Origin of the sequence: Mesorhizobium sp. M0239, from assembly GCF_040321815.1 — a bacterium.
Classification (GTDB): Bacteria; Pseudomonadota; Alphaproteobacteria; order Rhizobiales; family Rhizobiaceae; genus Mesorhizobium.
Map to the genome: position 1 here is coordinate 316,372 of NZ_JAMYSG010000001.1, position 25,914 is coordinate 342,285.

A 25,914-nucleotide genomic window follows, 5' to 3' on the forward strand; every position below is an offset into this window, starting at 1 on the left:
AGGACACATGCACAAACCCCGCAAGGAGATGATCGCCGAGACGCGCGCAAAGCTTATTGCGGCGGCCCGTCATGCCTTCGGCACAACAGGCTATGCGGAAGCCTCGATGGATGATTTCACCGCTTCGGCCGGGCTGACGCGCGGTGCGCTCTATCATCATTTCGGCGACAAGAAGGGGCTGTTGCAGGCGGTCATAGCCCAGATTGACGGCGAGATGGCGGCGCGCATCAATGAGGTCGCGTCGAGAGCGCCGACCCGTTGGCAACATTTCGTCGACGAATGCTCGACCTATATCGAGATGGCGCTGGAGCCGGAAATCCAGCGCATCATGTTCCGGGATGGCCCGGCCGTGCTGGGGGATCCAGCGCAATGGCCGAATTGCAGTGCGTGCATCGCTTCAATGACCGACCATCTGACCGCGCTGCAGGAGGAGGGGGTCGTTGTCTCCAGCCTCGACCCCGAGACGGCCTCGCGATTGATCAACGGAGCGAGCAGCCAGGCAGCGCAACGGATCGCCAATTCGAGCGACCCCGAAGCGACGTCGAAGAAGGTGGTGACGGCGTTCAAGCAACTGCTCGAAGGCCTGCTCAAGAAGCCGGACCCGCAGTCGAATTGAAGTTCCCACCGGAGCTTTCGTGCCCGGCAGCTGTTCCCGATAGGAATTTTTTCTTGACTCGGTGACCTCAGCTAAGGTATATATTCGTCCATGGTGCTGATTTGCGCCAGTGACCCGCCGCACAGGCGGGTTTTTCGTTTGATGCTCCGTCAGCCGCGCGCCGGCGAAAGGCTCCGAAAGAAAACCGTCAGCCCGAATTCGTTGCCCTTCGGCGTCAAGGGCCGGCAATTGACAATCGCCGGGTTGAGCCCATCCTCTTCCACCATCTCTGAGGCGGAGATTCGGGGCACATGTGGGATTTCGAGATCGGCCGGTCGGTGTCCATCATGATGCGGACCTGGCCGTTCATCGTCTTTCGCATGATCGTCTATTTCGGCATCACACTGGCCTACATCATGGCGACCGGCACCGGTGCCTCGGTCGGCTATGGCGTCGGCCATATCTCCACCGATCCCGACGGGCCCATGTCCTTTGCCCTGTGGGGCGGCGTGGTCGGGTTTGGCATCGTCTCGATCGCGGTCTACTGGATCCGCGAATACATCCTCTACATCGTCAAGGCCGGCCACATCGCCGTCATGGTTCATCTGATCGACGGCCGCGACATTCCCGGCGGTCAGGACCAGATCGCCTACGCCAGGGATATCGTGACCCAGCGTTTTGCCGAGGCCAACACCCTTTTCGTCGTCGACCAACTCGTCAAGGGTGCCATCCGCGCCATCACCAGCCTGCTCGGCGGTATCGCCGCCTTCCTGCCGATACCGGGCCTGAGCGGCCTGGTCTCCTTCATCAACACCGTGATCCGCCTGTCGCTGACCTATGTGGACGAGATCATCCTCGGCTACAACATCCGCATCAATTCAGCCTCGCCGTTCGAGACGGCGCGCCAAGGCGTCGTGCTGTATGCCCAGAACGGCAAGGTCATGGTCAAGAACGCCGTCTGGCTGGCGGTCATCATGTGGGGCGTGTCATTCATCATCTTTCTGATGATGCTGGCGCCTGCTGGCGCAATTCTGTTCCTGATGCCTGGTCAGCTCGCCGGCTGGGCTTTTGTGCTCGCCATCGTCTTCGCCTGGGCATTCAAGGCGGCGTTCATTGAACCCTTCGCCATCGCCTGCTTGATGCAGGTCTATTTCAAGACCATTGCGGGCCAGGTGCCGGATCCCGCCTGGGACGCCCGGCTGGCCGAGGCGTCGTCGAAGTTCAGAGAGCTCAAGGACAAGGCGCTGGCCTCCTTCGGCGGTTCGCGCTGGGGTACGGCCGGCGCCACACCCTGATCCGCTGGGCGGGTGATGTCTGGTGAGGCAGAAACGGTGTTGAGGCGCGCCACGGTGGATTTGAGCTGTGTCTCGCCTTGCCCGGAAAAGGTCTCGCTCATGATCAGCTCCGGCAGCGGCAGCCGCCGTCCCCAGCCATGCGTTTCAAGGTCCGGTTTGGGAGCGAACTCGGAAACACGGCCGACGCAGAGATAGGCGATCGGCGTTACGTGGTCCGGAATGGCCAACAGCCGCTTCAGCGCCTCAGCCTCGATGATGCTCACCCAGCCGACGCCAACGCCCTCGGCACGCGCGGCCAGCCAGAAATTCTGCACCGCGCAGACGGTGCTGTAGAGATCCATCTCCGGATTGTGCCAGCGTCCCAGCGGCGAACCCTTCGAGCGCTGCCGGTCGCAGGTGATGCAGATGTTGAGCGCGCTCTCGCAGATGCCTTCCAGCTTGAGCTTGCGGTACAGCGCCTGTTTTTCCGCCTCGATCGCCGGCAGTTCCTGTTCTCGCGCGGCCAGGAACAGGTCGCGCACCTCCGCCCGTCGTTTGACATCGCGAATGACAATGAAATTCCATGGCTGCATGAAGCCGACCGATGGCGCGTGATGGGCGGCAAGCAGCAGCCGTGCCAGCACGTCGTCATCGATCGCGGTGGGCAGGAAATGGCTGCGCACGTCACGCCGCGTGAACATGGCGCGGTAGACCGCATCGCGCGCATTCTGGTCAAATCCATCGTCAATGGCAGCGGTCATGTGTTCCGGCATCGCTTGTCCCCTTGCGATTGCAGATTCAAAACTGACAGAGCGTACTTTGTGCGTCCAAGTAGACGCACGTCGCTCTGATGCCATCCGCCTGACCACGCGGATGACAATGCCTGCCAGGCCGGTCTTCTGGCTCGGGATCAACCCGCGTCCGGTGCCTTCCCGTCATCGACAGTGGCATTTACCGGCGCGGTCCCCCTCACAGCGTTGGGCACGCCACGGAATTCAACCGTGTTCCCGATTCTCCCGCTTGCGGCGGGCACCAGGCAGTACCAGGGACCTTACGCCGAAGCGCCCGCGGGGCCAATGCCTGCGGCGACGCGAATGGACGCAGTCGCGATTTTCCCCAGTCATCGGCCGCCCGTGCATGGCCTTTGTCGATCCGGGTCACTAGATTAGGACGATGACCACCCGTCTCTACACCCATCCGATCTTCCTCGAGCATCTCACGCCGCCCGGACATCCCGAGCGGCCCGACCGCTTACGCGCCATCGAGCGCGTGCTCGACGACGAAGCCTTTGCCGGGCTCGATCGTATTCAGGCGCCGGAAGGCGACGAGGCCACCATCCTCTACGCGCATCCCGCCGATTTCGTCGCCCGCGTGCGCGCCGCCATCCCCGACGAGGGGATTGCCCGCATCGATGCCGACACCACTGCCAGCCCGAAGAGCTGGCAAGCGGCGATCACCGCGATCGGCGCCGCCAACGCCGCCGTCGATGATGTCTTTTCGGGCCGCGCCGACAACGTCTTCGTCGCCGCCCGGCCGCCCGGCCATCATGCCGAAAAGACCACGGCGATGGGCTTTTGCCTGTTCAACACGGCGGCGATCGCGGCGCGTTATGCGCAGAAGAAACACGGTGTCGAGCGCGTTGCCGTCGTCGACTGGGACGTGCATCACGGCAATGGCACGCAGGATATTTTCTGGGACGATCCGTCGGTGCTCTATTGCTCGACACACCAGATGCCGCTTTATCCCGGCACCGGAGCGAAGACCGAAACGGGCGCCGGCAACATCGTCAACGCACCGCTGGCGCCGCAGACCGGCAGCGAAGTGTTTCGCGATGCCTTCCTGTCGCGCGTCCTGCCCGCGCTCGACAATTTCGCGCCCGACCTGATCATCATTTCGGCGGGGTTCGACGCGCACCACCGCGATCCGCTGGCCGAGATCAATCTGACCGAGGATGATTTCGACTGGGCGACCGGCCAGCTGATGCAGCGCGCGGCACGCCACAGCGGCAACCGGCTCGTCAGCCTGCTCGAGGGCGGCTACGATCTGCAGGGATTGGCATTTTCGGTCGCCGCCCATGTCGGGCGACTGATGAAAGGATGAATGATGGCCGATGAGACCAACGAAGACGTCAAGGCGATGAGCTTCGAGCAGGCACTCGATGCGCTGGAGAAGATCGTCGATGATCTGGAGCGTGGCGACGTGCCGCTCGACCAGTCGATCAAGATCTATGAGCGTGGTGAGGGGCTGAAGGCGCATTGCGACCGGCTGCTGAAGGCCGCCGAGGACAAGGTCGAGAAGATCAGGCTGTCGCGCGACGGCAAGCCGGTTGGAACGGAGCCACTCGACGCGGATTGAGGCTCGGTCCGAACGATGGCCTCGCCTCACCGGTTTTTGGACATGATCATGATCGAGGATATAACTCGTTCCGATTGAAACAGCTCAAGGACAAGAGGAGATACGGAAGCGATGTGCAGAAACATCAAGACCCTGTTCAATTTTGATCCGCCGGCAACCAATGACGAGGTGCGCGACGCGGCTCTTCAGTTCGTCCGCAAGCTGAGCGGAACCACGCGACCCTCGAAGCAGAACCAGCACGCCTTCGACCATGCCGTCGAAGCCATCGCCGCCTCGGCGCGCGAACTGCTCGATTCCCTGGAAACCCACCAGCATCCGCGTAATCGCGAAGAGGTGGCGGCCAAGCTGCGGGCAAAGGCGGCGATCCGCTTTGCCTGATGCGGCCAGGCGGCCTTCGACCACCGACAAGGAGAGTCCATGAGCTTCTTCCCCGGGAAAGACCCTGAGGCAGGCGATGCCTTCGCCAGCGATCAGATCGAATTGATGGTCATACCCAACGCCAAGGATATCGGCGGTTTTCAGGTGCGCCGTGCCCTGCCGACGGCAAAAAGGCGGCTGGTGGGGCCTTTCATCTTCTTCGACCGCATGGGGCCCGCGGTCCTGCGCGCCGGTCAGGCACTGGATGTCCGTCCGCATCCGCATATCGGCCTGTCGACGGTCACCTATCTGTTCGACGGCAAGATCCGGCACCGCGACTCACTCGGCACCGAAATGGTCATTCAGCCCGGCGACGTGAATTTGATGACCGCCGGCCGCGGCATCGTCCATTCGGAGCGTACACCGGAGGAACTGCGTGGCGCGCCGATGTCGGTATCCGGCCTGCAGACATGGCTGGCGCTGCCGGACGACAAGGAAGAGGTGGCACCGGTTTTCGAGAATACCGCAGCGCTTCGGCTTCCCGAGATCGAAGCCGAAGGCGTCAACGGGCGCCTCATCATCGGCGATTTCCAGGGACTGCGGTCCCCGGTCAGGGCCGACACGGAGACGCTCTACGCCGACCTGCGCCTGGCGCCCGGCGCCAGCGTGAAAATCCCTGCTGATGCGGAAGAACGCGCCATCTATACGCTGGAAGGCGAGGTCTCAATTTCGGGTGATGTATTCCCAGCCGAACGGCTGCTGGTGTTCCGTCCCGGTGACGAGATCGTCGTGTCGTCGCAGACCGGGGCGCATTTCATGCTGTTCGGCGGCGCCTCTCTTGGTTCGAAGCGTTACATCTGGTGGAATTTCGTCTCGTCGTCCAAGGAGCGCATCGAACAGGCGAAAGAGGAATGGAAGACGGGCCGCTTCGACATCGTTCCCGGAGACGAGGAAGAGTTTATTCCGCTGCCGGAAAGCTGATGCCCTGTCACCCAAAAGTGGCAGAACGAAATGCATAGACAAAAGACTAGGGCCTGATCCGCGTCACTGACACACATTTACTTTCGCCGGCCGGCGGCCTATTCGCCCATCAACCGAAAGCCCGAGCACCGTGAACGCAACGCCGCATACGCCGCTTCTCGACAAGGTCCGCATCCCGGCCGACCTGCGCACGCTTGCCGAAAGTGAACTGCCGCAATTGGCGTCCGAGCTTCGCGCCGAGCTGGTCGACGCCGTGTCCCGCACGGGTGGTCATCTGGGCGCAGGGCTTGGCGTGGTCGAGCTGACAGTGGCGCTGCACTATGTCTTCAACACCCCCGACGACCGGCTGATCTGGGATGTCGGCCACCAGGCCTATCCGCACAAGATCCTGACCGGCCGCCGCGACCGTATCCGCACGCTGCGCCAGGAAAGCGGTCTGTCCGGCTTCACCCGCCGCGCCGAGAGCGAGTACGATCCCTTTGGCGCCGCCCACTCCTCGACGTCGATATCGGCCGGCCTCGGCATGGCCGCCGCCCGCGATCTCTCCGGCGGCCGCAACAACGTCATTGCCGTCATCGGCGACGGCGCCATGTCTGCCGGCATGGCCTATGAGGCGATGAACAATGCCGGCGCGCTCGATGCACGGCTGATCGTCATTCTCAACGACAACGACATGTCGATCGCGCCGCCGACCGGCGCGATGAGCGCCTATCTGGCGCGGCTGGCCTCCGGCAAGGCCTATATCGGCCTGCGCGATTTCGGCAAGAAACTGACGTCCTATCTCGGCAAGCGCGCGGATCGTGCGATCACAAGGGCAGTCGAGCATGCACGCGGCTACGTCACCGGCGGCACGCTGTTCGAGGAACTCGGCTTCTATCACATCGGCCCGATCGACGGCCACAATCTGGAGCATCTGATCCCGGTCCTGAAAAACGTCCGCGACAATGGCGAAGGCCCGGTGCTCATCCATGTCGTCACCCAGAAGGGCAAGGGCTATGCGCCGGCCGAAGCCGCTGCCGACAAATATCACGGCGTCAACAAGTTCGACGTCATCACCGGCGCGCAGGCCAAGGCGCCAGCCAACGCACCGGCCTACACCAAGGTGTTCGCCGAAAGCCTGGTCCAGGAGGGCCGCGAGGACGACCGTATCGTCGCCGTCACCGCAGCCATGCCGAGCGGTACCGGCCTCGATTTGTTCGGTGAAGCGTTCCCGTCGCGCACCTTCGATGTCGGCATCGCCGAACAGCACGCGGTGACCTTCGCCGCCGGCCTTGCCACCGAAGGCTACAAGCCGTTCGCGGCCATCTATTCCACCTTCCTGCAGCGCGCCTACGACCAGGTCGTCCACGACGTCGCCATCCAGAAATTGCCGGTGCGCTTTCCCATTGACCGGGCCGGCTTCGTCGGCGCCGATGGCGCCACCCATTGCGGCGCCTTCGACACCACCTTCCTGGCGACACTGCCGGGTTTCGTCGTCATGGCGGCCGCCGACGAGGCGGAGCTGCGTCACATGGTGCGCACCGCGGCAAGCTATGATGACGGCCCGATCGCCTTCCGCTATCCGCGTGGCAACGGCGTCGGCGTCGACATGCCGGAGCGCGGCTCGGTTCTCGAAATCGGCAAGGGCCGCGTCGTCAAGGAGGGCACCAAGGTTGCATTGCTGTCCTTCGGCACGCGGCTGCAGGATTGCCTGATCGCCGCCGAGGAGCTAGGGGCTGCCGGGCTGTCCACCACTGTCGCCGACGCCCGTTTCGCCAAGCCGCTCGACCAGGATCTGATCCGACGGCTGGCCCGCTCGCATGAGGTGCTGGTGACGGTGGAGGAGGGCGCCGTCGGCGGCTTCGCCAGCCACGTGCTGCAGTTCCTTGCCCATGAGGGCCTGCTGGAAAGCGGCCTGAAGGTGCGTCCGCTGGTGCTGCCCGACGCGTTCACCGACCACGCCAAGCCGGAAAAGATGTATGCCGATGCCGGGCTCGATGCCGCCGGCATCGTGCGCACCGTGTTCGTGGCACTCGGGCACACAGTCCACGCCCAGCGCGCCTGAATCAAAGTCTCAATGACTTGAATCGGTTTGCCGGCCAACGATCTTACGCTGACGTTTGGCGCTTTGCTTACCGTGTCTGTTGGCCGTTTTTCAATGGCGCCCTGCTAGATCGTGATCAGGCAGGGAGACAACAACAATGAAAACGCTTCTGTGCGGTGCAGCGCTTTGCGCCGTCATCGTCGCGCCGGCCACAGCCGAAACGCGCTATGATCGCAGCCTCGAAAAGGCGGCGATGGGCATCGTCGCTGGCAAGATGGGCGACATCCGCGGCGGCTTTTCATTCAAGCAGGTGCCGCAATTGGTGGTTCTGCCGGCCCCTGTTCCCGCGCCTGCGGTTGCCATCGAGCCTGCACGCGAGCAAGCTTCAGGAGGGCGTGAGGATGGGTTGTCTCCAGCCGTCGAGCGTCCGGTTCCGCGAAGCGTATTCTGAGCTGGAGAGCAGCAAGCCTTGATCGGGATTGCCCGATCGTTTCATCGTGCTTGCCGCTGTGCGGGTGATCTAAGAAGGCGCTGGCAATGCTACTCCGCCGCCACCAACTCCGCTTGTTGCGCCGGTTTCTCGGGGCGCCAGGATTGCGCCGCGTGGCGGGCGCGGTCTGCCAGGGCGGCTAGGCGTCCGCGCAGGTTTCGTCCACCCACCACTGACGACAAGGTCACCGAATGCGTCGCAAAGCGGCGCTTGAAATCCTCGCCGCCGCAGAGAAAATCGATCGTGGCCAAGCCCCGGTCAAACGACCACTGGATGTAATCCATCATCAAGACCATGCCCGGCGAGGCCCGTTCGAAGGCCGGATCATAGGTGGTGACGAAAGCCATCATCGTTCCATGCTGCTCGAAATTGATCGAGATGGCGATGATCTCGTCTTCGCGTTCGAGCACGAAGATGCGCAGCAATCCAAGCTTGGCCAGAACGGATATGAGTGCCGCCAGCGCGGGGGAACCTTCGTCGAAGAGGTCCGAAACGCGGCCGTGTTTTGCAAGCCATACCCGCTTCAGTGCCGCGACGCGCTCCAGCACCGGCTCGCGGGCTTCGTGCGCATCCATCAGGCGGAAACGCAGCGCGCCGCCTTCCTCCATGAATTTGTAGCCACGGCGATAGTTTTGCCGGGTTTTCTTCGACTGGCTTTCAAACCATTGTGCGCCGCGTTGCCCGGCGCCGGAAACTCGATAGCTGACCTCGCTGCGGTGGCTTGGCTGCAAGATATTGTCTTGGCCTGGGGCGGCGGGACCGAGCAGGGTCCGGAATCGGGCATCGGGCAACAGACGATTGAGGTAGGCAAGATCGAAGCCGCCATCGTCGAGGATATGTTGCCAGAGTTGCGGCAGGATCTGTGGCTCGGCATCGGGAGCAAGCAGGACATCGCCATAGTCGCAGTGATCCTTCGCCGCCCACTCCAGCATACGGATGCCCGAGCGCCAGAAGGTCGCGAGCGCAATGACGGCCTCGAGGCGCTCGCCGCTCCAGACCATGCCGATCCTGAGACCGCGGCGGTCCTGATGCGGTGTGGTGTGCCACCAGGCCGAGATCCAGTCGGGATGCTGGAAAACGAGGCCGCCGGCGCGTTGCCAGAGCGCTGCCCAGGCGGGCGCGATTTCTGCCAGTCGCGCTGGCGAGGTCGCAATTTCGATCCGGTGCGTTCGCGGCATCCGGAACACGGCGGGTCCGTTCATGGCTTGCCCCCTTGCGGCGATTGCTGTGGCTCGGGCTTGTCGGTGCGGAAATGTCTGGCGATCTGCCGCCACATCCGCTTCAGCGGCAGAACATAGAGGCCTGCGAGCGACTGGTAGTCGCGCACGTTGCGTTCGATCAAACCGAACTTGAAGTCCTCGTCGGGTCTGGGAACGCATAGCGTTCCGAAGAGCCGATCCCAGAACGAGAAGAGCAGCCCGAAGTTCTTGTCGTAGTGGCGCGGGTCGGTGCTGTGGTGCAATTGATGCCAGTGCGGGCACAGGATCAGATTGTTCAACGGCCCGAACGAGATCTTGAAATGCGTGTGCCTGACGAAATCCATCATCAGGATGTTGCGTATGATGTAGACGTTGACGCCGAAGACCGTCAGCTCGACGAGGTTCAGCGACACCAGCGACCAGATGCCGAAGCAGATGCCGGGAATGACGCCGTCCCAGGCCCGGTTCATCAATTCATCGAGCGGGTGGACGCGATCCTTGGTGATGCCGACCATCACCTCGGCCGAATGGTGGACCTTGTGCAGTTCCCAGAGCACCGGGTAGCGGTGCTGGGCGACGTGATAGAGATAGTACGAAATGTCGTAGGCAAGCAGCATGGTGATGGTGAAGATCGTCACCGTCACCGGCCCTGCCGGTCCTTCGATCAGGGGCGGCTGGATTGCCAGCAGCGTGGAGAGCAACCAGTTCGTCGCACAGCCGACGGCGCTGACGAAGACGACGCCGGCGGGCAGCATGAGGAATGGCATCAGCGCCTTCCGCGTCACCCAGAACAAAAGGTCGGCTTTCGCCGAGGGATGCGTGATGACCTCATGCGGGACTGCGAACTCGAAGAACTCTTTCCAGCTCTTTTTCTCGACCGTGCGCCAGTAGGCGACCAGGGCGCTGACCAAAGCAGTCAGCAACAGAAGTCCGGTCGCCAGCAGGCCGGCGCCGGAAATCCGGTCAAGAACCTTGTAGACGATATCGCTGGCCATTTCCAAGGTTGCCGCCTCTCCATCCGGGTTTTCCGGTCGTCGCGGTCATAACATTGAAGTCCTCAAGCAAATGCGATGAAAATTGGTTAAGAAATCATGAGGCTTTCTAGGTGTTTGGTATTTATCCGCAGGCGGCGAGACCCCATGCTTCGGCGGTCATCCGTCTCAACGGGCGTAACGCATGGATATTCATAAGGATGGTCGGCGGGACGGAACGCCTCACCATCGTCACGGTGCAAGATGCTGGGTGTGACGATGGAACGGGAGACGAAATGCTTCCATCTGGCGCTCTTGCCATCGTCGTCGGCTTTCGCCATGAAGGCCGATGAATTCGCCTCTGCCAGCCAGCGCACGCCAGCGGCTCGACGACCTGCTCGTCCAGCGCGGGCTGTTTGCCAGCCGCTCACGTGCCCGCGACGCGGTCGAGCGCGGCACGGTGACCGTCGACGGCGTCATTGCGCGCAAGCCCGGCCAGAGCGTTTTGCCGCAATGCCTTGTTACCATCGATGATCCGGCGCAAGGCTATGTGTCGCGCGCGGCACTCAAGCTGATCGGTGGGCTCGATCATTTCGGCCTCGACCCTGCCGGCTGTGAAGCGCTCGACATCGGCGCCTCGACCGGCGGCTTCACCCAGGTGTTGCTCGAGCGCGGCGTGGCCCATGTCACCGCGGTCGATGTCGGTCATGGCCAGATGCATCCTGATATCGGCGGCGACCCGCGTGTGACGGTGATCGAAGGACTGAACGCCCGCGACCTCGCCCTCGCCGATCTCAGCGGGCGTATTCCGGATTTCATCGTGTCCGACGTCAGCTTCATCTCGCTGAAACTGGCGCTGCCGCCGGCGCTTGGTCTGGCGAAGGCTGGCGCCAAGGCCATGTTTCTGGTCAAGCCGCAATTCGAGGCGGGCCGTGATGCGATCGGCAAGGGTGGTCTGTTGAAAGACCCCTACGACGCCTCTCGTGTCGCCGGCCTGCTGCAGGATTGGCTGGACTCCGTTCCCGGTTGGCGCTCGCTGGGGCTGCATTTGTCGCCGATCGAGGGCGGCGACGGCAATCGCGAATTCCTGCTCGGTGGGATCAAGGACCGATGAGCGCGCGCTTCAGCATCAGGAAACTTGGCGCTCAGGGCGACGGTGTCGCCGAGACCGAGACAGGGGATCTGTTCATTCCTTTCACACTGCCCGGTGAAACGGTCACCGCCGCGCGCGAAAGGGATCGCGCCATGCTGATGGCGGTGCTGGAATCATCGCCGCTGCGCATCGATCCCGCCTGCCGCCATTTCACCGAATGCGGCGGTTGCGCGCTCCAGCATTTCGAAGCCGAAGCCTATCGCCAGTGGAAACGCGAAAAGGTGGCGCACATCCTGAAGGGCAAAGGCATCGATTGCGAGATCGGTGACCTGGTCGCCTGCGCGCCGCAGACGCGCCGCCGTGTCGTGCTTGCCGCCCGCCGCACCGATACAGGCATGCTGCTCGGCTTCCATCGCCATCTGTCGCCAGAGATCATCGCCATATCGGAATGCCCGATCTCGCTGCCGGAGATCGTCGCTTCGCTCGATCGGTTGAAGGCGCTCGCCGAATTGGTCTGCGCAACCACCAAATCGTTCCGGCTGGCGGTCACCGTGACCGGTTCGGGGCTCGATGTCGCGGTCTATGAGTCAGGCAAACTGGGCGAAAACCAGCGTCGGGTCGCCTCCAACTTCGCCATGGCCCAGGGATTTGCCCGGCTTTCGATCGACGACGAGATCATCATCGAACCCAAAAAGCCGGTAGTCATGTTCGGCGGCGTAGCCGTTGCCATTCCGCCAGGCGCCTTCCTGCAGGCAACCGAGGCCGCGGAACAGGCGATGGCCGATATCGTCGGCGGACATCTGAAGCGCGCCAAGAAGGTGGCGGATCTTTTCGCGGGTTGCGGCAGCTTTGCCTTGCGGCTGGCAATGAAATCGGAAGTCCATGCGGTGGAGGGGGATGCGGCGGCTCTTTCTGCGCTCGACCGGGGATCGCGCTTCGCGACCGGGCTGAAGCGGGTGACGGGCGAACGCCGCGACCTGTTCCGCAGGCCGCTCACCTTCAAGGAATTGAATGCCTTCGACGGCGTGGTGTTCGACCCGCCGCGGGCAGGCGCCGAGGATCAGTCGAAGCAGATCGCCCGCTCGGATGTTCCGTTCGTTGCTGCCGTGTCTTGCAATCCAGTGACGCTGGCGCGCGACCTGCGCATCCTCATCGACGGCGGTTACACCTTGAAAAGCGTGACGCCGATCGACCAGTTCCTGTGGTCGCCGCATGTCGAGGCGGTCGCGCTGCTGGAGAAGCCGAAGAAGAGGCGGTAGATCATTCGCTGGTTTGGCGACGCCGTGCTTCCGCGAGCACGCCCGTTTCTATTTCTCTCAATGTTTTCGACTTGCCTCTGTTGGGCAGCGACCCGAACACATCCTCGGGTCGCGTTGGGGGAAAGACCGGAGCAGGCCGTGTGAGCTGATCGGCGGTTGAACTGGAGGCAACGGATTTTTCTCCAGTGGCCATCGCATCAGACCCGCGTGCCGCCGACCGTCATCTGATTCATGCGCAGATGCGGCTGGCCGACGCCGACGGGCACGCCCTGTCCGGCCTTGCCGCACATGCCGATGCCGGTGTCGAGCTTCATGTCGTTGCCGATCATCGACACGCGGTGCATGGCGTCCGGGCCGTTGCCTATCAGCATCGCGCCCTTGATCGGCTGCGTCACCTTGCCGTTCTCGATCATGTAGGCCTCGGTGCAGCCGAACACGAATTTGCCAGAGGTGATGTCGACCTGGCCGCCACCGAAGGAGACAGCATAGATGCCGTTCTTGACCGAGGCGATGATTTCGTCCGGCTCCATGTCGCCTGATGTCATGTAGGTGTTGGTCATGCGCGGCATCGGCTGGTGGGCGTAGCCTTCGCGACGGCCGTTGCCGGTTGCCTTCATGCCCATCAGCCGGGCGTTCTGGCGATCCTGCATGTAGCCGACCAGCTTGCCGTCTTCGATCAGCACATTGCGGGCCGAAGGCGTGCCTTCGTCGTCGACGGTCAGCGAGCCGCGCCGCTCGGGCATCGTGCCGTCGTCGACCACCGTGACCCCCTTGGCGGCGACCTGCTGGCCCAGCAGGCCGGCGAAGGCCGAGGTCTTCTTGCGGTTGAAATCGCCTTCCAGCCCATGGCCTACGGCCTCGTGCAGCATGACGCCCGGCCAGCCGCTGGACAAGACGATGTCGAAAGTGCCGGCCGGGGCCGGTATGGCCTCGAGATTGACCAGAGCTTGCCTGAGCGCCTCCTTGGCGGCGTGCTTCCAGCTGTCCTCGACCAGGAATTCGCCAAACGCCTTGCGGCCGCCCATGCCGTAGGAGCCGCTCTCCTGGCGGTCGCCATCGCCGACCACGACGGAGACGTTGATGCGGACCAGCGGGCGGATGTCGCGCACCATTTGGCCATCAGCGCGCACGATCTCGACATGCTGCCAGGATGCGGCGAGCGATGCCGAAACCTGCCGCACGCGCGGATCCTCGGCGCGCAGCCAGGCGTCGATTTCCTGCAAGAGCTTTGCCTTGGCCTCGAAGGAAGGCGAGGGGATCGGGTTCTCTTCGCCATAGAGATGGCGGTTGGTGCGGGCGGGTGCCGCGGCAAGCGTGCCGGAATAACCGCCCTTGACGGTTGAAACGGCATCGGCCGCGCGCAGCAGCGAAGCTTCGGAGAGGTCGCTGGAATGCGCATAGCCGCTGGCTTCGCCGGCAACCGCACGCAGGCCAAAACCCTGGTCGGTGTTGAAGTTGGCGGTCTTCAGCCGGCCGTTGTCGAACATCAGCGCTTCGCTCTCGCTGTATTCGAGGAACAGCTCGCCGTCATCGGCGCCGTTGATGGTCTCAGCGACGATCTGCTTGATGCGATCGTCTGAAATGTCGAATTGGCCGATCAGGCTGTTCATGGCGCGTCCGTTCACAGGAGGAATGGGTCTTTGCCACGATGTAGGCGCGAAGGTGCGCCGAGACAATCGTTCTGCCGCATTGTGAAGACAAAAGCGGTTTGCCAGCAGCCGGCCGATGTCACTTCTGGTTGATGAAGTCGGTGATGTCGCCGGGCTGTCAGGGGAGCGCGGCGAAGCCGTCGGCAAAACCCTTGAGGTCGACCGGGATGCCGATGCCTTCTTCCGGGGTCTGGAAGACGATGAAGGTGGCCGACGTGCCGGTCTTCAGCGTGTCGAGAAGCGGCTTTTCGAGAATGACCTCGGCATAGCAGCCGTCCTGGAAGCAGCGCACGAAATAGGCGCGGCCGATATCCTTGCCGTCGACATTGAGGCCGAGCCCGTTGGGCAAAAGCACGCCGAGCGGCGCCAGCACGCGCAGGATCTCCGCCTTGTTGTCAGCGGTGCGCAGCACCACGACCGACAGTCCCATCTCGGGACGGTCCTCGGCGACGACGTTCTGCATCATCACGCATTGTTCCGAGGTGGCGCCGGCCGGTGTGTCGCAGATGATCGACCATGCGCCATGCGTCGAGCGCACGGTGCCGCTCGGCTGCGCGGCGTTGGCCGTGCCGGACACGATCGCGGACAAGCCGATGCCAGACAGGGCGGCGAGAAAGATGACCTTCGCCCAGTTTCTCGAAAACCGAGAGTTTCTCGAAAGCCAGTAATTCATGACGGCTCCATTGCGAATCACGGCACTTTAAGCCGCGCCAAAGCCAAGTAAAGGACGAGACCGCACCAGGTCTGCCCCGAAAAAGCCAATAGGGCGCTTTTCCCTGCCAATTTCGCCCGAATTGCGACGTTCGGCACCTGCGGCCCGCGGGAATGCTGCTGCGGGCTCACTGTAGGCGATTCGGTGCTGCCGCGGCTGCCTCCAAAGGCACATCCGGGCTTGCGCGCAAAAATGCCGCACGGTTTCGTCCGCTCCTTTCTTGCGGAGGGAAAAAGAGTATGGTTTGAACCAGCTTGAAACTGTCGGGATTCCCGTCCCGGCATTGTTCGTTATTCTCGTGGGTACCGCAGCGAGGAACTGGGAGACGATGAGGGCGATGAGAAATTTCCTGGCAAACGCCAAGGTTCCAGCAAGTGCCAAGTTTCTAAGTGCTTGTGCCGCTATCACGTTTTTCGCCGGCGCATCCGCCCATGCCGACCAGCCCAAGAACTGGGAGACAACCTTCCAGGCGCCGGCGACCGACATGATGCGGCAGATCGAGTGGTTCGGGAACTACACAATGTGGTTCATCGTCCCGATCACCATCCTGGTGCTGCTTCTTCTAGCCTATTGCATCGTCAGATTCCGTGCGAGCGCGAACCCGGTTCCGTCCAAGACCAGCCACAACACGCTGATCGAGGTGATCTGGACTGTCGGTCCGGTCGTCATCCTGCTTTGCCTGGCAATTCCCTCGTTCCAGCTGCTGACCGCGCAATATACGCCGCCGGAAGAAGCAAAGCTGACCGTCAAGGCGACCGGCAACCAGTGGAACTGGGACTACGAGTACCAGACCGAAAACACGCTCTCCTTCAACTCCGCGATCCTCCAGGACGGTGATCGGGCCGGCGCCGGCAAGGAGGACCGCAAGGTCTATCCGCGCCTGCTGGCCGTCGACAACGAACTGGTGGTGCCGGTCAACACCATGACCCGCGTGCTCGTCACCGCGACCGACGTGATCCACTCCTTTGCCATGCCGTCGTTCGGCATCAAGATCGATGCCATTCCGGGCCGCACCAACGAGACCTGGTTCAAGGCGGAGAAGGAAGGTATTTTTTACGGCCAGTGCTCGCAGCTCTGCGGCAAGGATCATGCCTTCATGCCGATCGCCATCCGCGTCGTCTCCGACGCGCAGTTCAAGACCTGGCTGGCGGCAGCCAAGACCGATCTGCCCGGCGCCAACAAGACGCTGATGGCCGAGGTCGACGGCCAGAACAAGGTAGCGGCCGCCGGCAACTGATGCCGCGGGTTAGCAAGATTTAGGGAACGGAGCGGAACATGGCAGACGCTGCAGCTCACGACGGGCACGACCACAAGCCTTATCACGGCTGGGTCCGCTGGGTTTATTCGACCAATCACAAGGACATCGGCACGCTCTACCTGATCTTCGCGATCATGGCCGGCATCATCGGCGGTGCCTTGTCGGTCGCCATCCGCATGGAGCTGCAGGAGCCTGGCATCCAGATCTTCAGCGGCCTGGCGCAGATGGTCTATGGCATGAACGGTGACGCCGCGATCGACGGCGGCAAGAGCATGTACAATGCCTTCGCCACCGCGCACGCCCTGATCATGATCTTCTTCATGGTCATGCCGGCGCTGATCGGCGGTTTCGCCAACTGGATGGTCCCGATCATGATCGGCGCGCCCGACATGGCGTTCCCGCGCATGAACAACATCTCCTTCTGGCTGTTGCCGCCGGCCTTCATCCTGCTGCTCACCTCGATGTTCGTGCCGAGCGCGCCGGGCGCCTTTGGCGTCGGTGGCGGCTGGACGCTCTATCCGCCGCTTTCGACCTCGGGCCAGCCCGGGCCGGCCATGGATCTGGCGATCCTGTCGATCCACATTGCCGGTGCGTCGTCGATCCTCGGCGCCATCAACTTCATCACCACCATCTTCAACATGCGCGCGCCTGGCATGACGCTGCACAAGATGCCGCTGTTTGCCTGGTCGGTGCTGATCACCGCCTTCCTGCTCCTGCTGTCGTTGCCGGTTCTGGCCGGCGGCATCACCATGTTGCTCACCGATCGCAATTTCGGCACCACCTTCTTTGCGCCCGACGGCGGCGGCGACCCGATCCTCTTCCAGCACCTGTTCTGGTTCTTCGGTCACCCTGAAGTGTACATCCTGATCCTGCCGGGCTTCGGCATCATCAGTCACGTCATCTCGACCTTCTCGAGGAAGCCGGTGTTCGGCTATCTCGGCATGGCCTATGCCATGGTGGCGATCGGCGCCGTCGGCTTCATCGTGTGGGCGCACCACATGTACACGACCGGCCTGTCGCTCGACACGCAGCGCTATTTCGTCTTCGCCACCATGGTCATCGCGGTGCCGACAGGCGTGAAGATCTTCTCCTGGATCGCGACGATGTGGGGCGGGTCGATTTCGTTCAAGACGCCGATGCTGTGGGCGCTGGGCTTCATCTTCCTGTTCACCATCGGCGGCGTCACCGGCGTCCAACTGGCCAATGCCGGCCTCGACCGCTCGCTGCATGACACCTATTTCGTCATTGCCCACTTCCACTACGTGCTGTCGCTGGGCGCGGTGTTCGCCATCTTCGCCGGCTGGTACTACTGGTTCCCGAAGATGACCGGCTACATGTATTCGCCCGTCATCGCCAACACCCACTTCTGGGTCACCTTCGTCGGCGTGAACCTGATCTTCTTCCCGCAGCACTTCCTCGGTCTCGCCGGCATGCCGCGCCGCACCATCGACTACCCCGATGCGTTTGCCGGCTGGAATTATGTGTCGTCCATCGGCTCGTATATCTCGGCCATCGGCGTCCTGATCTTCCTCTATGGCGTGTTCGAGGCCTTCCAGAAGAAGCGGATCGCCGGCGCCAACCCATGGGGCGAGGGCGCAACGACGCTCGAATGGCAGCTGCCTTCGCCGCCGCCCTTCCACCAGTGGGAACAGCTGCCGAAAATCAAGTAAGGCGGCTGCCCGCTCGAATACGAAACCGCCGGTCCGCCGGCGGTTTTGGCCAACGGATGATGGACTTAAGTACGCATGGCCCTTGTCGACGACCCATTGATTGACGAAGCGGGCTTTCGCATGTCGGAAGCGACGGCGGGCGATTTCTTCGCGCTGCTGAAGCCGCGCGTCATGTCGCTGGTGGTGTTCACCGCCTTTGTCGGCCTTGTCGCCGCACCCGTGACCATCAACCCTCTGCTGGCGGTGATCGCCATCCTGGCTATTGCAATAGGTGCTGGTGCCTCCGGCGCGCTCAACATGTGGTACGATGCCGACATCGATGCCGTGATGACCAGGACCGCCACCCGCCCGGTCCCGGCCGGTCGCATCCAGCCGCACGAAGCGCTGACCTTCGGGCTGGTGCTGTCGGTGCTGTCGGTGATGACGCTCGGCGTACTGGTCAACTGGCTGGCGGCGACGCTGCTTGCCTTCACCATCTTTTTCTACGCCGTCGTCTACACGATGTGGCTGAAGCGCTGGACGCCGCAGAACATCGTCATCGGCGGCGCCGCCGGCGCCATTCCGCCTGTGATCGGCTGGGCCGCGGTGACCGGGACAGTCAGCCTCGAAAGCATTGTCCTGTTCCTGATCATCTTCCTGTGGACGCCGCCGCATTTCTGGGCGCTGGCGCTGTTCAAGTCCGAGGACTATGCCAAGGCCGGCATTCCGATGATGCCCAACGTCGCCGGCCACGCTTCGACCCGCCGCCAGATCTTCGCCTATGCGCTGGTGCTGGCCCCGGTCGGCGTGCTGCCGTGGCTGCTTGGCTACACCACGCCGTTCTATGGCGTGGCCGCCCTGCTTCTGGGAGTCGGTTTTGTCTGGTACGCGTGGAAAGTGCTTGGCATGGCCGACGATGACGGCGTCATGAAACCGGCCAAGGCCCTGTTCGCCTATTCGCTGCTTTACCTCTTCGCCATCTTCGCTGCCTATCTGGCCGACAGCGTTGTCGAACGCGCGCTTGCCATGGGTGGAGCATGACCATGATCGAGGAAAAGCTCGAGACCGTCACGTTGACCGAGCGTCAGAAGAAGGCGCAGCGCAGCCGTTCTATCGCCATCGGTGTGGCGCTGGCGCTGCTGGTGGTCATTTTCTACATCGCGACGATCGTGAAGTTCGGCCACAATCTGGGCACGATGTGATGAGCGTCGAGACCTCAAAAAAAACGGCTGGCAAGAACGGCAACGTCATCGTCGCGGCTGTCTGCCTCGCCTTTTTCACCGGCATGATCGGCATGGCCTATGCCGCGGTGCCGCTTTACAAAATGTTTTGCCAGGCCACCGGCTATGGCGGCACGACGCAACGTGCCGAGAAGCAGTATGCCGGCCGCGTGCTCGACCGCGAGATCACTGTCCGCTTCGATGCCAACATCGCTGGCGTGCCGTGGGAGTTCCAGCCGGTCCAGCGCTCGATGACGATGAAGATCGGCGAGACCGTGCAGGCGCACTATCAGGCGACCAACAAGTTCGATCGTCCCGTGACCGGCCGCGCTACCTTCAACGTGCAGCCTGAACTGGCAGGTCCCTATTTCAACAAGGTCGAGTGCTTCTGCTTCACCGACACGACGCTGAAGCCCGGGGAGACGCTGGACATGCCGGTGCTGTTCTACGTGGACCCCGACATCGTCAATGTGCCGGAGCTCAAGGACGTGAAGACGATCACTCTGTCCTACACGATGTTCCCGGTCGAGAAGACCAAGCCGGTCGCCTCCTCGGAGCCGGCCGAGGGCAACAGCAAGACAATTTCGAATACCGAAGCAAATCTCGGGGGTTGATATGGCAGACGCGCACGCAAAACCACAGCATGACTATCATCTCGTCGACCCGAGCCCGTGGCCTTTCCTGGGATCGGTAGGCGCACTTGTCACCGCCTTTGGCGGCGTCTGCCTGATGGAGTACCTGAAGGGCGGCTCGTTCCCGATCTTTGGCTTCAACATCGCCAATCCATGGCTGTTCTTCATCGGCCTCGTGATCATCCTCTACACCATGTTCGCCTGGTGGTCGGACACCATTAAGGAAGCGCATGAGGGCCATCACACGCGTGTCGTGTCGCTGCATCTGCGCTACGGCATGATCATGTTCATCGCCTCTGAGGTGATGTTCTTCGTTGCCTGGTTCTGGGCCTATTTCGATGCCAGCCTGTTTCCGAGCGAAGCCCAGCAATATGCCCGCACCGCGTTTACCGGCGGTGTCTGGCCGCCGAAGGGCATGGAAGTTCTCGATCCTTTCCATTTGCCGCTCTACAACACCGTCATCCTGCTGCTGTCCGGCACCACGGTGACCTGGGCGCACCATTCGCTCATCCATGGCGATCGCAAAGGCCTGATCAACGGCCTGGTGCTGACTGTTGGCCTCGGCATGCTGTTCACCATGGTGCAGGCCTACGAGTACATGCATGCTCCGTTCGCCTTCAAGGATTCCATCTATGGCGCCACCTTCTTCATGGCGACCGGCTTCCACGGTTTCCACGTCATCATCGGCACCATCTTCCTGTTGGTCTGCCTGATCCGGGCGATGAAGGGTGATTTCACCCCCAAGCAGCATTTCGGCTTCGAGGCGGCCGCCTGGTACTGGCACTTCGTCGACGTGGTCTGGCTTTTCCTGTTCGCCTCGATCTACGTCTGGGGATCGGTTGGCGCGGTGATCGAGGGCCACTGATCCTGGCCTGAGGAATTTCCGTTTCGAGAAGGCGGCCGCGGCAACGTGGCCGCCTTCTTCTTTTTGGCGCAATGATCGCTGATCGATAGCCAATGCGGCTGACAATTTTCCGGGCCATTTGCGCATTGATGATCGCGGCACTCCCGGCCTTTGCCGGCGAGAAGGTGGATTTGGTGCGTGTCCACAAAGCCGAACGCCGGCTGGAACTGATCGGCGACGGCAAGATCCTGCGCAGCTACGGCATCGCACTCGGCGGCGATCCTGTCGGGCATAAGCACCAGGAGGGCGATCAACGCACGCCCGAGGGGAACTATGTCCTCGACTGGCGCAACCCGAACAGCATCGCGCACAGATCGATCCATATTTCGTACCCCAACACCGACGATCTGGCGGCCGCCAAGGCGCGCAATGTCGACGCGGGCGGCATGATCATGATCCACGGCCAGCCAAACGGTTATGGCTGGTGGGGCTGGCTGCTTCAATTGGTCGACTGGACCGACGGCTGCATTGCGGTTACGGACTCCGATATGGACGAAATCTGGGCGATGGTGGCCGATGGCACACCGATCGAGATCGAGCGGTAGGCAATGAGCGACGACGCTCCCATGAGTGAAGACAGGGCGATCTGGCCGCCGATCGATCCGATCTCGGCCGGCCTGCATGGCCGCTGCCCGCGTTGCGGCGAGGGGCGGTTGTTCTCCGGCTTCCTCACCGTCGGCAAGCGATGCGTCAATTGCGGCCTCGATTATTCCTACGCTGATGCCGGCGACGGGCCGGCGGTGTTCGTGATCCTGATCATCGGCTTTATCATCGTCGGCCTGGCGCTCTGGGTAGAAGTCACGCTCAGCCCGCCGCTCTGGCTGCATCTGCTGGTCTGGATTCCGTTGGCTATCGTGCTGTGCTTGACGACGCTGCGGCTGATCAAGGGCGTGCTGCTGACGCTGCAATACCGCAACAAAGCGGCCGAGGGCCGGCTGGATCGCGGCGAATGAGCGAGGCTTCCGTTAAAACTGACGGTCGTTCGCGACCGCGATCGGCATTGCTGCTCGGCCTTGGCCTTATGCTGTTCCTGATCCTGCTGGTGCTCGGCACCTGGCAAGTGCAGCGCCTGTATTGGAAGGAAGGCCTTCTGCAGACCATCGACCAGCGTACCCATTCGGCGCCCTTGCCGTTGGTTGCGGTCGAGAAAGAGTTCGCCGCCACCGGGGATGTCGACTATACGCCGGTTACCGTCACCGGCACGTTCCTGCATCAAGGCGAACGCCATTTCTACGCAACCTGGGAAGGTGACGCCGGCTTCAATGTCTACACGCCGCTGGCGCTCGACGACGGCCGCTTCGTCCTGATCAATCGCGGCTTCGTGCCTTACGATCTGAAGGACGCCGCCAAGCGCGCCAAGGGACAGGTGACTGGCAGAGTGACCGTGACCGGGCTGGCCCGCAACCCGCTGCCGGCGAAGCCGTCGATGATGCTGCCCGACAACGACGTGGCGAAGAACATCTTCTACTGGAAGGACCGCGACGTGATGGCTGCGAGCGCCGGTCTGCCGGCGGGCGCCGCGCTGGTGCCGATCTTCATCGACGCAGACAAGACGCCAAACCCGGGCGGCTTGCCGGTTGGCGGCGTCACCATCATCGACCTCCCGAACAGCCATCTGCAATATGCGATGACTTGGTACGGGCTTGCCGCGGCGCTCGCAGCCGTGCTCATCCTGCGGCTTCGCCGTCCCGCGAAAGACGAATGAACGCGGCTGATGCCCTTGACAGGGCAGGGGTGCGCACCTCATTTCGGCTTTGATCAACCGGCCCGGATTTAATGCTTCAGACAACCACCAAACCACCTCTGACGATCCGGCTCTGCCAGCCGCGCGGTTTCTGCGCCGGTGTCGACCGTGCCATCCAGATCGTCGTGCTGGCGCTGAAGAAATATGGCGCGCCGGTCTATGTCCGCCATGAGATCGTGCACAACCGCTACGTCGTCGAGGGGCTGCAAAGCCTTGGCGCCGTCTTCATCGAGGAACTCTCCGAGATACCGGCCGAACATCGGCAGTCGCCCGTCGTGTTCTCGGCGCATGGCGTGCCGAAATCGGTGCCGGCGGATGCGAAGGCGCGCAATCTCTTCTATCTCGATGCCACCTGCCCGCTGGTGTCGAAGGTCCACAAGCAAGCGATGCGCCATCAGCGGCTCGGCCGTCATGTGCTGTTGATTGGTCACGCCGGCCATCCCGAGGTGATCGGCACCATGGGCCAGCTGCCGGACGGAGCGGTGACGCTGATCGAAACCGAAGCCGATGCCGCAAAGCTCTCGCCCGCCGATCCGCAGGCGCTCGGCTTCGTTACCCAGACCACATTGTCGGTCGAGGACACCGCCGGCATCATCCGCGCCTTGCAGGATCGCTTTCCGGCGCTGCAGGCACCGGCGGCGGAATCGATCTGCTATGCCACCACCAACCGCCAGGAAGCCGTCAAGGACACCGCGCCGGGCGCCGATCTCTATCTGATCGTCGGCGCGCCGAATTCCTCCAATTCGCGACGACTTGTCGAAGTCGCGGAGCGTGCAGGCGCCACCATGTCGCTTCTCGTGCAGCGCGCCGCCGAGATTCCGTGGAATGACATCGGCAACATCTCGACGCTCGGCCTGTCGGCCGGCGCGTCGGCGCCCGAAATCATCGTCGACGAGATCATCGACGCGTTCCGGCAGCGCTTCGATGTCACGATCGATCTGGCCATCACGGCCACGGAAACGGAGGATTTTCCGGTCATGCGGGTATTGCGCGATGTCGAACTGACGCGGGCCGACATGGCCTTCGTCAATGGAGCCGCGTAAGCCACATGGCGGTCTACACCGACGTTGCGGAAGGCGAACTCGGCGCATTCCTGAAGCACTATCCGGTCGGCGATCTCCTGTCCTACAAGGGCATCGCCGAAGGTACCGAGAACTCGAACTTCCTGCTGCACACCTCCAGCGGCTCCTACATCCTGACGCTCTATGAGAAGCGCGTCGAAAAGGCGGATTTGCCGTTTTTCCTGGGGCTAATGGGCCATCTCGCCAACAAGGGCGTGTCCTGCCCGCTGCCGGTGACCGCGCATGACGGCAGCGTCATCGGCACGCTCGCCGGCCGGCCGGCGGTCATCATCACCTTCCTGGAAGGGCTTTCGTTGCGGCGGCCCACAGCAACGCATTGCGCCGAGGTCGGCAAGGCGCTGGCGCAATTGCATCTGGCCGGCGCCGATTTTTCGATGACGCGTCCGAATGCCCTGGCCATCGACGGCTGGCGCAAGCTCTGGGATGCAGCGCGCGATCGCGCAGACGAGGTCGAGCCGGGTCTGGCCGCCGAGGTCGATGCCGACTTTGCCGATTTCGAGCGCAACTGGCCCAAAGACCTGCCGCAAGGCATCATCCATGCCGATCTTTTCCCCGACAACGTTTTCTTCCTCGGCGAAAAACTGTCCGGCCTGATCGATTTCTATTTCGCCTGCGACGACCTCTACGCCTACGATGTCGCCACCTGTCTCAACGCCTGGTGCTTCGAGAAGGATTTTTCCTTCAATCTCACCAAGGGCAAGGCGCTGCTCGCCGGCTACCAGAGCCTCCGGCCCCTGAGCGACCAGGAAAAGGCTGCGCTGCCGATGCTGGCGCGCGGTTCGGCGTTGCGCTTCATGCTGACCCGGCTGTACGACTGGTTGACCGTTCCCGATGGCGGGCTGGTGATGAAACGCGATCCGACCGAATACATCAGAAGGATGCGGTTCCACCGGGCGATCAAATCGTCTTCGGAATATGGATTGGCCTGATATGAGTATCATGAGCAAACAGGTTGAGATCTTCACCGACGGCGCCTGTTCGGGCAATCCCGGCCCCGGCGGCTGGGGCGCGATCCTGCGCTTCAACGGCACCACCAAGGAGCTTTCCGGCGGCGAAGCCGAGACGACCAACAACCGCATGGAACTGTTGGCCGCCATTTCGGCGCTGAACGCGCTGAAGGAACCGTGCACGGTCGACCTTCACACCGACAGCAAGTATGTCATGGACGGTATTTCCAAGTGGATCCACGGCTGGAAGAAGAACGGCTGGAAGACCGCCGACAAGAAGCCTGTGAAGAACGGTGAACTCTGGCAGGCGCTCGACGAGGCCAACAAGCGCCACAAGGTCACCTGGAACTGGGTCAAGGGCCATGACGGTCATGTCGAGAACGAGCGCGCCGACGAGCTTGCGCGTGAAGGCATGGCACCGTTCAAGAAAGGTCCGTTCAAGCCTGCAGCCGCGCCAAAGCCTGCTGCGCCGGCCAAACAACCGGCAATCGCGAAAGTGCGGCGCTCGACCCAGAGCTATTGAATTTCCGGAGCGGCGCGGCTAGGCGCGCATCGCGTTATCAACGGTTGACGGCCGACGACAGGCTGCCTTGACCAGCGTCCAGCGGACGTAAGGCCTTTGGTGGCGTCGCAGTTGCTCCAGAATACGGAGGGAGTAATATTTCCTACCATAGAGCAAAATGCGATAAGGAAACGGGCGTGGCAAACGTAGAAAAAATGAGCGTGGCTGTGACCCCGCAACAAGCAGCTGTGATGCGTGAGGCTGTCGAGGCGGGCGAGTATGCCACCGCAAGCGAGATTGTGCGTGAAGCGGTGCGGGATTGGCTGGCCAAGCGTGAACTTCGGCACGACGATATCCGCCGGCTAAGGCACCTGTGGGATGAAGGCAAGGCAAGTGGGAGGCCGGAGCCTGTGGATTTCGACGCGTTGCGAAAGGAAGCTCGGCGAAGGCTGGCGGAAGCCTCGCGGAATGACCGTTAGGCTGGTCTGGTCACCCGCGGCCAAGGCGGACCTCATCGACGTCTACGTGATGATAGGCAGCGAAAACATACGAGCGGCCGATCGCTATTATGATCAACTAGAGCGATTCCTATTTTGAGAGAATCGTAGGATTCCCAAAGCCGGATGTTTGTGATTCAAGATGCTGGCTGGATTGGAGGCCAGCATCTGATGACGCGAGCGCTTTCAAATGATCTTCGTGAGCGTGCAGTAGCGGCGGTTGGCGACGGGGAGACCTGCCGTGCGGTTGCCTCGCGCTTTGGCGTTGCGGTTTCCTCTGTAGTGAAGTGGTCGCAGCGTTACCGTGCCACTGGCTCGGTGGCGCCGGGCAAGATGGGCGGACATCGCAAGCGCGTCCTTGAGCCGCATCGGGCCTTCATTATGGAGCGGCTTAATCAGACCTCTGAACTGACGCTGCGTCGGCTGAAGGACGAGCTGGATGCTCGCGGGGTCAAGGTCTCGCACAATACGGTGTGGCTGTTCCTGCGCCGCGAAGGCCTGAGCTTCAAAAAAAACTCTGT

At 62.4% G+C, this 25,914-nt stretch carries 28 protein-coding genes, 1 pseudogene and 1 riboswitch; of the genes and pseudogenes, 24 read left to right on the top strand and 5 right to left on the bottom strand.

The window, feature by feature from the left end; all coding sequences use genetic code 11:
- Positions 1 to 7 precede the first annotated feature (7 nt).
- Together NKI99_RS01505 and NKI99_RS01510 are read left to right on the top strand one after the other, a co-directional pair.
- Positions 8 to 616 carry a TetR/AcrR family transcriptional regulator gene (locus NKI99_RS01505; protein WP_027035960.1) on the top strand — a complete coding sequence of 203 codons (609 nt, stop codon included), beginning with the start codon at positions 8 to 10 and terminating at the stop codon, positions 614 to 616.
- A 290-nt stretch (positions 617 to 906) separates the two neighbouring features.
- Positions 907 to 1,890, top strand: a complete 984-nt coding sequence (locus NKI99_RS01510) for a hypothetical protein (protein WP_245486021.1) — start codon at positions 907 to 909, stop codon at positions 1,888 to 1,890.
- 122 nt (positions 1,891 to 2,012) lie between these two features.
- Here the strand turns inward: NKI99_RS01510 and bluB are convergent.
- Positions 2,013 to 2,726: pseudogene (bluB, locus tag NKI99_RS01515) on the bottom strand (5,6-dimethylbenzimidazole synthase); the annotation flags it as partial.
- 15 nt (positions 2,727 to 2,741) lie between these two features.
- Positions 2,742 to 2,921, bottom strand: a riboswitch (cobalamin riboswitch).
- Positions 2,922 to 3,042: 121 nt separating this feature from the next.
- Here bluB and NKI99_RS01520 point away from each other — a divergent pair.
- The 6 genes from NKI99_RS01520 to NKI99_RS01545 all read left to right on the top strand — a co-directional run bounded on the left by NKI99_RS01520 (position 3,043) and on the right by NKI99_RS01545 (position 8,036).
- Positions 3,043 to 3,969, top strand: a complete 927-nt coding sequence (locus tag NKI99_RS01520; RefSeq protein ID WP_127290880.1) for a histone deacetylase family protein — start codon at positions 3,043 to 3,045, stop codon at positions 3,967 to 3,969.
- A gap of 3 nt (positions 3,970 to 3,972) precedes the next feature.
- Entirely contained in the window at positions 3,973 to 4,224 is a 252-nt protein-coding gene (locus NKI99_RS01525) for an exodeoxyribonuclease VII small subunit (protein ID WP_352609470.1), read from the top strand.
- Between the two features lie 111 nt (positions 4,225 to 4,335).
- Entirely contained in the window at positions 4,336 to 4,602 is a 267-nt protein-coding gene (locus NKI99_RS01530) for a DUF2277 domain-containing protein (protein WP_027035955.1), read from the top strand.
- Positions 4,603 to 4,641: 39 nt separating this feature from the next.
- Entirely contained in the window at positions 4,642 to 5,562 is a 921-nt protein-coding gene (locus tag NKI99_RS01535) for a pirin family protein (protein ID WP_023808622.1), read from the top strand.
- Between the two features lie 130 nt (positions 5,563 to 5,692).
- Positions 5,693 to 7,606 carry a 1-deoxy-D-xylulose-5-phosphate synthase gene (gene dxs / locus NKI99_RS01540; protein ID WP_352609438.1) on the top strand — a complete coding sequence of 638 codons (1,914 nt, stop codon included), beginning with the start codon at positions 5,693 to 5,695 and terminating at the stop codon, positions 7,604 to 7,606.
- Positions 7,607 to 7,742: 136 nt separating this feature from the next.
- Positions 7,743 to 8,036 (top strand): hypothetical protein, encoded by a 294-nt coding sequence (locus NKI99_RS01545; RefSeq protein WP_352609440.1) that lies wholly within the window; start codon positions 7,743 to 7,745, stop codon positions 8,034 to 8,036.
- 89 nt (positions 8,037 to 8,125) lie between these two features.
- On the opposite strand, the gene NKI99_RS01550 is transcribed toward NKI99_RS01545, so the two are convergent.
- Positions 8,126 to 9,277, bottom strand: coding sequence for a GNAT family N-acetyltransferase (locus NKI99_RS01550; RefSeq protein WP_352609442.1), 1,152 nt, complete (start codon positions 9,275 to 9,277; stop codon positions 8,126 to 8,128).
- A complete protein-coding gene (locus NKI99_RS01555) occupies positions 9,274 to 10,269 on the bottom strand; it encodes a sterol desaturase family protein (RefSeq protein WP_352609445.1) in 996 nt (331 codons plus the stop codon). The genes NKI99_RS01550 and NKI99_RS01555 overlap by 4 nt, the downstream gene beginning before the upstream one ends.
- Positions 10,270 to 10,594: 325 nt before the next feature.
- Here NKI99_RS01555 and NKI99_RS01560 point away from each other — a divergent pair, with 325 nt between their 5' ends.
- The gene (locus NKI99_RS01560; protein WP_352439982.1) at positions 10,595 to 11,359 is read left to right on the top strand and encodes a TlyA family RNA methyltransferase; all 765 of its coding nucleotides are present in this window, start codon (positions 10,595 to 10,597) and stop codon (positions 11,357 to 11,359) included.
- Positions 11,356 to 12,597 carry a class I SAM-dependent RNA methyltransferase gene (locus NKI99_RS01565; RefSeq protein WP_352609448.1) on the top strand — a complete coding sequence of 414 codons (1,242 nt, stop codon included), beginning with the start codon at positions 11,356 to 11,358 and terminating at the stop codon, positions 12,595 to 12,597. The genes NKI99_RS01560 and NKI99_RS01565 overlap by 4 nt, the downstream gene beginning before the upstream one ends.
- 197 nt (positions 12,598 to 12,794) lie before the next feature.
- Here the strand turns inward: NKI99_RS01565 and tldD are convergent, their stop codons facing one another.
- On the bottom strand, positions 12,795 to 14,207 hold the full coding sequence (tldD, locus tag NKI99_RS01570) for a metalloprotease TldD (RefSeq protein WP_127811002.1): 1,413 nt from the start codon (positions 14,205 to 14,207) through the stop codon (positions 12,795 to 12,797).
- Between the two features lie 157 nt (positions 14,208 to 14,364).
- Positions 14,365 to 14,919: an invasion associated locus B family protein gene (locus NKI99_RS01575; RefSeq protein ID WP_023808613.1), complete on the bottom strand. Its 555-nt coding sequence runs from the start codon at positions 14,917 to 14,919 to the stop codon at positions 14,365 to 14,367.
- Between the two features lie 376 nt (positions 14,920 to 15,295).
- Here NKI99_RS01575 and coxB point away from each other — a divergent pair, with 376 nt between their 5' ends.
- The 14 genes from coxB to NKI99_RS01645 all read left to right on the top strand — a co-directional run.
- Positions 15,296 to 16,195, top strand: coding sequence for a cytochrome c oxidase subunit II (gene coxB / locus NKI99_RS01580; protein WP_127257085.1), 900 nt, complete (start codon positions 15,296 to 15,298; stop codon positions 16,193 to 16,195).
- A 38-nt stretch (positions 16,196 to 16,233) separates the two neighbouring features.
- Positions 16,234 to 17,886, top strand: coding sequence for a cytochrome c oxidase subunit I (gene ctaD / locus NKI99_RS01585; protein ID WP_023808611.1), 1,653 nt, complete (start codon positions 16,234 to 16,236; stop codon positions 17,884 to 17,886).
- Positions 17,887 to 17,961: 75 nt separating this feature from the next.
- Positions 17,962 to 18,906, top strand: a complete 945-nt coding sequence (locus NKI99_RS01590) for a heme o synthase (protein WP_023808610.1) — start codon at positions 17,962 to 17,964, stop codon at positions 18,904 to 18,906.
- The gene (locus NKI99_RS01595) at positions 18,903 to 19,067 is read left to right on the top strand and encodes a cytochrome c oxidase system small membrane protein (protein ID WP_024503613.1); all 165 of its coding nucleotides are present in this window, start codon (positions 18,903 to 18,905) and stop codon (positions 19,065 to 19,067) included. Before NKI99_RS01590 ends, NKI99_RS01595 begins: the two co-directional genes overlap by 4 nt.
- Positions 19,067 to 19,699, top strand: a complete 633-nt coding sequence (locus NKI99_RS01600) for a cytochrome c oxidase assembly protein (RefSeq protein WP_023808609.1) — start codon at positions 19,067 to 19,069, stop codon at positions 19,697 to 19,699. The genes NKI99_RS01595 and NKI99_RS01600 overlap by 1 nt, the downstream gene beginning before the upstream one ends.
- Before the next feature lies 1 nt (position 19,700).
- A complete protein-coding gene (locus tag NKI99_RS01605) occupies positions 19,701 to 20,582 on the top strand; it encodes a cytochrome c oxidase subunit 3 (RefSeq protein WP_023808608.1) in 882 nt (293 codons plus the stop codon).
- A gap of 92 nt (positions 20,583 to 20,674) precedes the next feature.
- Complete coding sequence (locus tag NKI99_RS01610; RefSeq protein ID WP_352609450.1) at positions 20,675 to 21,166, top strand: L,D-transpeptidase family protein; 492 nt, start codon at positions 20,675 to 20,677, stop codon at positions 21,164 to 21,166.
- A gap of 21 nt (positions 21,167 to 21,187) precedes the next feature.
- Positions 21,188 to 21,574, top strand: a complete 387-nt coding sequence (locus NKI99_RS01615) for a DUF983 domain-containing protein (RefSeq protein WP_352609452.1) — start codon at positions 21,188 to 21,190, stop codon at positions 21,572 to 21,574.
- A complete protein-coding gene (locus NKI99_RS01620) occupies positions 21,571 to 22,326 on the top strand; it encodes an SURF1 family protein (protein WP_023808605.1) in 756 nt (251 codons plus the stop codon). The genes NKI99_RS01615 and NKI99_RS01620 overlap by 4 nt, the downstream gene beginning before the upstream one ends.
- A gap of 71 nt (positions 22,327 to 22,397) precedes the next feature.
- On the top strand, positions 22,398 to 23,408 hold the full coding sequence (ispH, locus tag NKI99_RS01625) for a 4-hydroxy-3-methylbut-2-enyl diphosphate reductase (protein WP_023808604.1): 1,011 nt from the start codon (positions 22,398 to 22,400) through the stop codon (positions 23,406 to 23,408).
- A 5-nt stretch (positions 23,409 to 23,413) separates the two neighbouring features.
- Positions 23,414 to 24,376 carry a homoserine kinase gene (locus tag NKI99_RS01630; protein ID WP_023808603.1) on the top strand — a complete coding sequence of 321 codons (963 nt, stop codon included), beginning with the start codon at positions 23,414 to 23,416 and terminating at the stop codon, positions 24,374 to 24,376.
- A gap of 10 nt (positions 24,377 to 24,386) precedes the next feature.
- The gene (gene rnhA / locus NKI99_RS01635) at positions 24,387 to 24,917 is read left to right on the top strand and encodes a ribonuclease HI (protein ID WP_023808602.1); all 531 of its coding nucleotides are present in this window, start codon (positions 24,387 to 24,389) and stop codon (positions 24,915 to 24,917) included.
- Between the two features lie 176 nt (positions 24,918 to 25,093).
- Positions 25,094 to 25,375 carry a ribbon-helix-helix domain-containing protein gene (locus tag NKI99_RS01640; protein WP_127290846.1) on the top strand — a complete coding sequence of 94 codons (282 nt, stop codon included), beginning with the start codon at positions 25,094 to 25,096 and terminating at the stop codon, positions 25,373 to 25,375.
- Between the two features lie 189 nt (positions 25,376 to 25,564).
- Positions 25,565 to 25,914 (top strand): helix-turn-helix domain-containing protein (locus NKI99_RS01645; protein WP_352609472.1); only part of this gene is annotated, 350 nt, incomplete at its 3' end.

Excerpts from the sequence above, each read along its gene's own strand:
- NKI99_RS01505 (WP_027035960.1), top strand. The coding sequence starts at position 8 with ATGCACAAACCCCGCAAGGAGATGATCGCCGAGACGCGCGCAAAGCTT.
- NKI99_RS01510 (WP_245486021.1), top strand. The coding sequence starts at position 907 with ATGTGGGATTTCGAGATCGGCCGGTCGGTGTCCATCATGATGCGGACC.
- NKI99_RS01520 (WP_127290880.1), top strand. The coding sequence starts at position 3,043 with ATGACCACCCGTCTCTACACCCATCCGATCTTCCTCGAGCATCTCACG.
- NKI99_RS01525 (WP_352609470.1), top strand. The coding sequence starts at position 3,973 with ATGGCCGATGAGACCAACGAAGACGTCAAGGCGATGAGCTTCGAGCAG.
- NKI99_RS01530 (WP_027035955.1), top strand. The coding sequence starts at position 4,336 with ATGTGCAGAAACATCAAGACCCTGTTCAATTTTGATCCGCCGGCAACC.
- NKI99_RS01535 (WP_023808622.1), top strand. The coding sequence starts at position 4,642 with ATGAGCTTCTTCCCCGGGAAAGACCCTGAGGCAGGCGATGCCTTCGCC.
- NKI99_RS01545 (WP_352609440.1), top strand. The coding sequence starts at position 7,743 with ATGAAAACGCTTCTGTGCGGTGCAGCGCTTTGCGCCGTCATCGTCGCG.
- NKI99_RS01550 (WP_352609442.1), bottom strand. The coding sequence starts at position 9,277 with ATGAACGGACCCGCCGTGTTCCGGATGCCGCGAACGCACCGGATCGAA.
- NKI99_RS01555 (WP_352609445.1), bottom strand. The coding sequence starts at position 10,269 with ATGGCCAGCGATATCGTCTACAAGGTTCTTGACCGGATTTCCGGCGCC.
- NKI99_RS01560 (WP_352439982.1), top strand. The coding sequence starts at position 10,595 with ATGAATTCGCCTCTGCCAGCCAGCGCACGCCAGCGGCTCGACGACCTG.
- NKI99_RS01565 (WP_352609448.1), top strand. The coding sequence starts at position 11,356 with ATGAGCGCGCGCTTCAGCATCAGGAAACTTGGCGCTCAGGGCGACGGT.
- tldD (WP_127811002.1), bottom strand. The coding sequence starts at position 14,207 with ATGAACAGCCTGATCGGCCAATTCGACATTTCAGACGATCGCATCAAG.
- NKI99_RS01575 (WP_023808613.1), bottom strand. The coding sequence starts at position 14,919 with ATGAATTACTGGCTTTCGAGAAACTCTCGGTTTTCGAGAAACTGGGCG.
- coxB (WP_127257085.1), top strand. The coding sequence starts at position 15,296 with ATGAGAAATTTCCTGGCAAACGCCAAGGTTCCAGCAAGTGCCAAGTTT.
- ctaD (WP_023808611.1), top strand. The coding sequence starts at position 16,234 with ATGGCAGACGCTGCAGCTCACGACGGGCACGACCACAAGCCTTATCAC.
- NKI99_RS01590 (WP_023808610.1), top strand. The coding sequence starts at position 17,962 with ATGGCCCTTGTCGACGACCCATTGATTGACGAAGCGGGCTTTCGCATG.
- NKI99_RS01595 (WP_024503613.1), top strand. The coding sequence starts at position 18,903 with ATGACCATGATCGAGGAAAAGCTCGAGACCGTCACGTTGACCGAGCGT.
- NKI99_RS01600 (WP_023808609.1), top strand. The coding sequence starts at position 19,067 with ATGAGCGTCGAGACCTCAAAAAAAACGGCTGGCAAGAACGGCAACGTC.
- NKI99_RS01605 (WP_023808608.1), top strand. The coding sequence starts at position 19,701 with ATGGCAGACGCGCACGCAAAACCACAGCATGACTATCATCTCGTCGAC.
- NKI99_RS01610 (WP_352609450.1), top strand. The coding sequence starts at position 20,675 with ATGCGGCTGACAATTTTCCGGGCCATTTGCGCATTGATGATCGCGGCA.
- NKI99_RS01615 (WP_352609452.1), top strand. The coding sequence starts at position 21,188 with ATGAGTGAAGACAGGGCGATCTGGCCGCCGATCGATCCGATCTCGGCC.
- NKI99_RS01620 (WP_023808605.1), top strand. The coding sequence starts at position 21,571 with ATGAGCGAGGCTTCCGTTAAAACTGACGGTCGTTCGCGACCGCGATCG.
- ispH (WP_023808604.1), top strand. The coding sequence starts at position 22,398 with ATGCTTCAGACAACCACCAAACCACCTCTGACGATCCGGCTCTGCCAG.
- NKI99_RS01630 (WP_023808603.1), top strand. The coding sequence starts at position 23,414 with ATGGCGGTCTACACCGACGTTGCGGAAGGCGAACTCGGCGCATTCCTG.
- rnhA (WP_023808602.1), top strand. The coding sequence starts at position 24,387 with ATGAGCAAACAGGTTGAGATCTTCACCGACGGCGCCTGTTCGGGCAAT.